The sequence below is a fragment of the Deltaproteobacteria bacterium genome, from assembly GCA_016218975.1.
Taxonomy (GTDB): Bacteria; Desulfobacterota; Deferrimicrobia; order Deferrimicrobiales; family Deferrimicrobiaceae; genus JAENIX01.
Map to the genome: position 1 here is coordinate 1 of JACRCO010000022.1, position 5,849 is coordinate 5,849.

Sequence of the window (5,849 nt, forward strand, 5' to 3'; positions counted from 1 at the left end):
ATCCTGAACGTCGAGTGAGGGGGACGAAAACGATGGTGCGGACGATCGAGGGAGACCTCCAGGGACAGGGCTTGAAGGTGGCGATCGTTGTATCGCGTTTCAACGGCTTCATAACGGACCGGCTCCTGGAAGGGGCGCTCGACGCCCTCCGCAGGCACGGCGTCGAGGAGAAGGACATCTCGGTGGCGAAGGTCCCCGGCTCCTTCGAGCTTCCGCTCGGCGTGCGCAAGGCGGCCAAGGGGAAAGTGGACGCCGTGATAGCCCTCGGCGCCCTTATCCGCGGAGGCACGCCGCACTTCGATTACCTGAGCGCCGAGGTCACGAAGGGGATCGCTCAGGTTACGCTCGAATCCGGGATCCCCGTCGCCTTCGGAGTGCTGACGACCGACACCATCGAGCAGGCGGTCGAGCGCGCCGGGGCGAAGGCGGGGAACAAGGGGTTCGAGGCCGCCCTGTCGGCCATTGAGATGGCGAAGCTGCTGCGCCAGATGTAAGGGGTTTCGACCAGGGGGCGGAGCGGGACGGGGAAAGGCATTGAGAAGGGAATCCAGGGAAAAGGTCTTTCAAACGCTTTTCATGATGGATGCGCTGGGGGTTGGCCCGGACGAGGCCATCCCCCTTTTTGCGTCCGCGGCGAATCCGCCGTCCGACAAGGGGTATTACGAGGAGACGGTCAAGGGCGTGTGGACATGCAGGGAGGAGATCGACGCGCTCATCCGGCGCGCGGCCGAGAACTGGCGGCTGGAGCGGATGACCCTGGTCGACAGGAACATCCTGCGTCTCGGCGCGTACGAGATCTGCCGCTCCGCGGATGTCCCGTTCGTCGTGGCGATCAACGAGGCGGTCGACCTCGGCAAACGTTTCGGCTCGGAGGAGTCCGGAGGCTTCATTAATGGAATCCTCGATAAGATTTCGGAGATCTCATTGAAAAAGAAGGGAAAGAAATGAAATACAGGCCGCAGGCGATCGAGGGGAAGTGGCAGAAGCGCTGGGAGGAGGCGGGAGTTTTCCGCTGCCCCGACAGGATCGCCTCCACGAAATATTACTGCATGGAGATGTTCCCTTATCCGTCGGGGCGCATCCACATGGGGCACGTCCGCGTTTACACCATCGGCGACCTGATCGCGCGGTTCAAGCGTATGCGCGGGTTCCAGGTCCTGCACCCGATCGGATGGGACGCCTTCGGGCTCCCCGCGGAGAACGCTGCGCATCGGCACGGCACGCATCCGGCAAAGTGGACGTACGAAAACATCGATTTCATGCGGCAGCAGCTCAGGGAGCTCGGCATATCCTACGACTGGGACCGGGAGTTCGCGACGTGCGCGCCCGATTACTACCGGTGGGAGCAGCTCTTCTTCCTGTGGATGATCCGGGACGGCCTCGCCTACCGCAAGCGCGCGTCGCTCAACTGGTGCGATGAGTGCCAGACCGTTCTCGCGAACGAGCAGGTCAACCGCGACGGAACCTGTTTCATACACGACCAGACTCCTGTTACGCAGCGGGAATTGGACCAGTGGTTCCTGGGGATTACGAAGTACGCCGACGAGCTGCTTTCGGGACACGAGGAGCTCAGGGGCGGATGGCCGGAAAGCATCCTGGAGATGCAGAAGAACTGGATAGGCCGCAGCGAAGGCGCGGAGATCGATTTCCCCATGAAGGACGGCGGGAAGATAACCGTATTCACGACCCGTCCGGATACTATCTACGGGGCTACGTTCATGAGCATGGCTCCGGAGCATCCGCTCGTCCCGGAATTCGCCCGGACGGCGGGCCGCGAGGCCGAAGTGCGCGCCTTCGTCGAAAGGGTGGCGAAGCAGGACAGGGTCGCCCGGTCGAGCGAGGACATGGAGAAGGAAGGGGTGTTCACGGGCGGATATTGCCTTAATCCGGTGACGGGGAAGGAGATCCCCATTTTCGCTGCGAACTTCGTGCTGTACGAGTACGGAACGGGCGCGGTGATGGCCGTCCCCGCGCACGACCAGCGCGATTTCGAGTTCGCGAAGAAGTACGGCCTTCCCGTGATTCCCGTTATCCGGCCCGACGGGGAGACGCTCGCCGCGGAAACGATGACCGCCGCCTACGAAGGTCCGGGACGGATGGCGGATTCCGGTCCGTTCAACGGGATGGAGAACGAAAAGGGGAAACGCGAGATCACCCGGTATTTCGAGGAGAAAGGAATCGGACGCGGAAAGGTGCAATTCCGTCTCCGCGACTGGGGAGTAAGCCGCCAGCGCTACTGGGGCTGCCCGATTCCGGTTGTCCACTGCCCGAAATGCGGCGCGGTCCCCGTCCCCGAAAAAGACCTCCCCGTGGTGCTCCCCGAGGACCTGCCTTACACGAGGGAAAAAGGGAACCCGCTCGCTTCCGCGGAAAGCTGGGTGGCGGCCGCATGCCCCTCCTGCGGAGGCGAAGCGCGGCGGGAGACGGACACCTTCGACACGTTCGTGGAATCGAGCTGGTATTTCCTCCGGTACATCGATCCGAAAAACGACATGGAGCCGCTGGATCCGGAGAAGATGCGCGCGTGGATGCCGGTCGACCAGTACGTCGGAGGCGCCGAACACGCGTGCATGCACCTGATTTACGCAAGGTTCTTCCACAAGTATCTCCGCGACAAGGGACTTGCGTTCGGAAACGAGCCGTTCCGAAAGCTTCTCTCGCAGGGGATGGTGTGCATGGCTACCATGGAGTGCCCCAAGCACGGGTGGCGGTATCCCGACGAGGTGGACGCGTCGGGGAAATGCCTCCAGTGCGGCGAGACGGTTGAGGTGGGGCGATCGATGAAGATGTCGAAGTCGAAGCGCAACGTCGTGGAGCCGTCGGCTCTGGTGGAGCGGTACGGCGCGGACACGGCGCGCATGTTTTCGCTTTTCGCAGCGCCCCCCGAGAAGGACCTCGACTGGAGCGAGCAGGGAGTGGAAGGCGCATTCCGGTTCCTGGGCAGAGTCTACCGTCTCGTCGCGCAGAAGGAGAAGGCGCTTCGCGCCGCCGCGGGCGCGACTCCCGCTTCGGACGGCGGAAGCCGCAGGATCCGGCAGGTAACGCACCGCACTCTGAAGAAAGTGACCGGCGATATCGAGGAGCGGTACCATTTCAACACCGCGATCTCGGCCATTATGGAGATGGTAAATTTCCTCTATCTCGTCGACGAGAAGGAATGGATTGCGCCGGAATCTGCGCCAGCGCTCCGCGAGGCCGTGGAAATTCTTCTTCTCATGCTTTCCCCCTTCGCTCCGCATGTTGCAGAGGAGATGTGGGAAAGGATAGGATGCGCCGGGCTTGCGTGCGGTCAGACCTGGCCCGCTGCGGACGAAGGGATGGCTCGATCGGAGGAGATCCTTGTCGTCGTGCAGATCAACGGGAAACTTCGCGCGCGGCTGACTGCCGACGCAGGGATCACGGAAGAGGAAATACGCGAAATGACGCTCGCCGATCCCAGGGTGAAGGAGTACACCGACGGGAAGGTATTGAAAAAGCTGGTGTACGTTCCGAAAAAACTCGTAAGCATCGTGGTTGCGTGAGCGCGGCCCGGAACGCATGTTCCGTTTTCGGCTGCGGGCGGCCGCACGGAAGTTTACCGATTGCCGTTCTTGCGGCCGTCGTTCTTGTTTTATCGCAAGGCTGCGGTTATAAATTCCAGTCCGAACCGGGCTCCCGGTTTTCCGATCCGGCGCTCCGGATGGACGTGCGGCCCTTCATCAATGCATCCGTGGTTCCCGATGCCGGCGCATTCCTCGCGGCGCGGCTACGGGAGGAACTTCGCCGCATAGGATTCAAGGGTGTTTTCGAACGGGCGAATTCCGACTATTCGGTCGACGGCAGCATCAAGGAAATCCGCGAGGACGTGTTCTCCCACGGCACGGAGGGGCGCGCTCTCGAACATCGCCTTACCTTGATCGTGGACATCCGCGTTGTGGAAACCGCACGCGGCCGCCTCCTGTGGAAGGTGGACGGGTTGACCGAAACCGCTTCCTATTTCGCCGGGGCGGATTTCCAGTATACCGAATCGAACCGCCGCGCCGCCGTGGAGGAAGTCTGCCGCCGCATCGCCCGGAGGATCGGGCAGACCGTGCGCGTGATCATTTGAAACGGGTTCCGGTCCCCTCGGCATTCCGGCAATGGTTCTCGGGAGTCCCGGCGCCGGCATTCCTTCTGGCGGGGGACGGGGCTGGACTTGCCGATCTCGTAGCCGATCTATGGATGGAAAAATTCCGCGCGGAGGGGACGGCGGCGGAAATATCGCGATGGACGACCGCCGATGTCGAGAGGGAGTCCCCCGACGCCGCATGGAGAACCCCTTCCTTCTTTTGCCGCTACAGGGTATTCGTCCTTCCCGACCTCGGGGAAGTCAAGAAAGCGTACCGTGACGGGATCGCCGCTTACCTGCGATCTCCCGACCCTTCCGTCCTGCTGATAATTCCTTGCACGGATCGCAACGCTGCGAAAGCGTTCTCCTCCCTTCCCGGCGTGTCGTCCGCAACGCTACGCGAGGAACAGGCGGTCACGGCGCTGGCCCGTTTTACGGTGGGGAAAGTCGGGAGCGCAGGCAAGGAAATTTCCGAGGACGCGGCTGCATTCCTCGTCCGATGGGTGGGGCACGAATACGCGCGCGTCAACGAGGAGATCGCGAAGCTGCTCTCCTTCGCGGGCGACAGGAAGGATATCGGTGAACAGGAGATCCGGCAGGTCTGCATCGCGTCCGGGGCGGTGGACCCGTTCGATCTTGCGGATCGTGTGGTTCGCAGGGACGTGAAAGGGTTTCTTTTACTGTTGCGCAGGTTCGCCGCCGCCGCGGACTCATCCGATTACCACGCGCTTGTGGGTGCGATCGCCTGGGTCGTCAGGAAACGGATGTCGGACGGCAGAGGCTCGCTGCCTGCCGGGCGTGGAGGAGAGATCCTCGCGGCCCTTTCCGAAATAGACAGGAGCATCAAGGGGGAAAGCAGGCTTTCCCCCGAGCAGTTTTTCGAAATCCGTTTGCTGAAGCTTCTTGCCTGATTGCGCGGTTAGCTACCTGGCTGCCGCCGCTTTGGCGACGGCCTTGGAGAGGCGGGCCACCTTCCTTGCAACCGTCTTCCTGTGCAGTACGCCCTTCGATCCGGCCCGCGCGATTACGGACATCGCATTGGAAAGGGCTTTACCGACGTTATCGGATTCGCTCCCCGCGATCGCCTCGCGCACGTCCTTCACGACGCTCTTCACCGTGGAGCGGATATGGCGGTTTCTTGTCTTGCGCTTTACGCTCTGCTTGTGCCTCTTTGCCGCCGACTTCGACTTGGCCAACTGATTCCTCCTGCGCCTTCGTGTAAAATGAATTTGTGAAATAAGCATGTTATACGGGAGATCGCGCGATGTCAAAGGGAAAACCGTACGTTCGAAGGGACGGGGAAATTCGTTATACCGGATCGGTTCCGCTTCCCCACGGATGGGCAAGCGCCGTGCTCTCCGCCGGAAGGATCGTGTCCGTGGAATGGGAACGGGAAGAGAAATCGGTCGGCAAGGCGCTGGCAAAAAAATATCCCGGCTCGGAACGGATGGCTCGGGAACCTGGCAACCCCGAGCGGTTCCTTCGCGAATATTCACATGGGAAAGTGCTGTCTTCCCGTGAAATTTCCGCGCTGCCGATAGCATGGGGTACGGTCCCGGCATTTCAAAGGAAAGTCCTTAAGGCGACCGCGGGAATACCGTACGGGCGGACGGCCACATACGGAGAGATCGCTGCGGAAGTCGGCAGTCCCGGCGCCGCACGCGCGGTCGGCGCGGCGCTTTCGCGCAATCCGTGGCCGATCCTCGTGCCGTGCCACAGGGTGCTGGGGAAGGGGGGCAGGCTGGTCGGATTCGGGAAAGGC

At 62.0% G+C, this 5,849-nt stretch carries 7 protein-coding genes; 6 read left to right on the top strand and 1 reads right to left on the bottom strand.

Annotated elements, in window-relative coordinates; translation table 11 throughout:
* Positions 1-32 precede the first annotated feature (32 nt).
* The 5 genes from HY896_02685 to HY896_02705 all read left to right on the top strand — a co-directional run bounded on the left by HY896_02685 (position 33) and on the right by HY896_02705 (position 4,998).
* The gene (locus tag HY896_02685; protein ID MBI5575252.1) at positions 33-494 is read left to right on the top strand and encodes a 6,7-dimethyl-8-ribityllumazine synthase; all 462 of its coding nucleotides are present in this window, start codon (positions 33-35) and stop codon (positions 492-494) included.
* Positions 495-534: 40 nt separating this feature from the next.
* Positions 535-948, top strand: a complete 414-nt coding sequence (gene nusB / locus HY896_02690; GenBank protein ID MBI5575253.1) for a transcription antitermination factor NusB — start codon at positions 535-537, stop codon at positions 946-948.
* On the top strand, positions 945-3,521 hold the full coding sequence (locus tag HY896_02695) for a leucine--tRNA ligase (protein MBI5575254.1): 2,577 nt from the start codon (positions 945-947) through the stop codon (positions 3,519-3,521). The genes nusB and HY896_02695 overlap by 4 nt, the downstream gene beginning before the upstream one ends.
* A 158-nt stretch (positions 3,522-3,679) precedes the next feature.
* Entirely contained in the window at positions 3,680-4,087 is a 408-nt protein-coding gene (locus HY896_02700) for a hypothetical protein (protein ID MBI5575255.1), read from the top strand.
* Positions 4,084-4,998 carry a hypothetical protein gene (locus tag HY896_02705; GenBank protein MBI5575256.1) on the top strand — a complete coding sequence of 305 codons (915 nt, stop codon included), beginning with the start codon at positions 4,084-4,086 and terminating at the stop codon, positions 4,996-4,998. The genes HY896_02700 and HY896_02705 overlap by 4 nt, the downstream gene beginning before the upstream one ends.
* A 12-nt stretch (positions 4,999-5,010) precedes the next feature.
* On the opposite strand, the gene rpsT is transcribed toward HY896_02705, so the two are convergent.
* The gene (gene rpsT / locus HY896_02710) at positions 5,011-5,283 is read right to left on the bottom strand and encodes a 30S ribosomal protein S20 (GenBank protein ID MBI5575257.1); all 273 of its coding nucleotides are present in this window, start codon (positions 5,281-5,283) and stop codon (positions 5,011-5,013) included.
* 251 nt (positions 5,284-5,534) lie between these two features.
* Here rpsT and HY896_02715 point away from each other — a divergent pair.
* The coding region (locus tag HY896_02715) for an MGMT family protein (GenBank protein ID MBI5575258.1) at positions 5,535-5,849 on the top strand (315 nt) is incomplete at its 3' end.

What these genes read in the sequence shown, in the direction of transcription:
- HY896_02700 (MBI5575255.1), top strand. Translation starts at nt 3,680, where the DNA reads ATGGACGTGCGGCCCTTCATCAATGCATCCGTGGTTCCCGATGCCGGC.
- HY896_02685 (MBI5575252.1), top strand. Translation starts at nt 33, where the DNA reads ATGGTGCGGACGATCGAGGGAGACCTCCAGGGACAGGGCTTGAAGGTG.
- HY896_02695 (MBI5575254.1), top strand. Translation starts at nt 945, where the DNA reads ATGAAATACAGGCCGCAGGCGATCGAGGGGAAGTGGCAGAAGCGCTGG.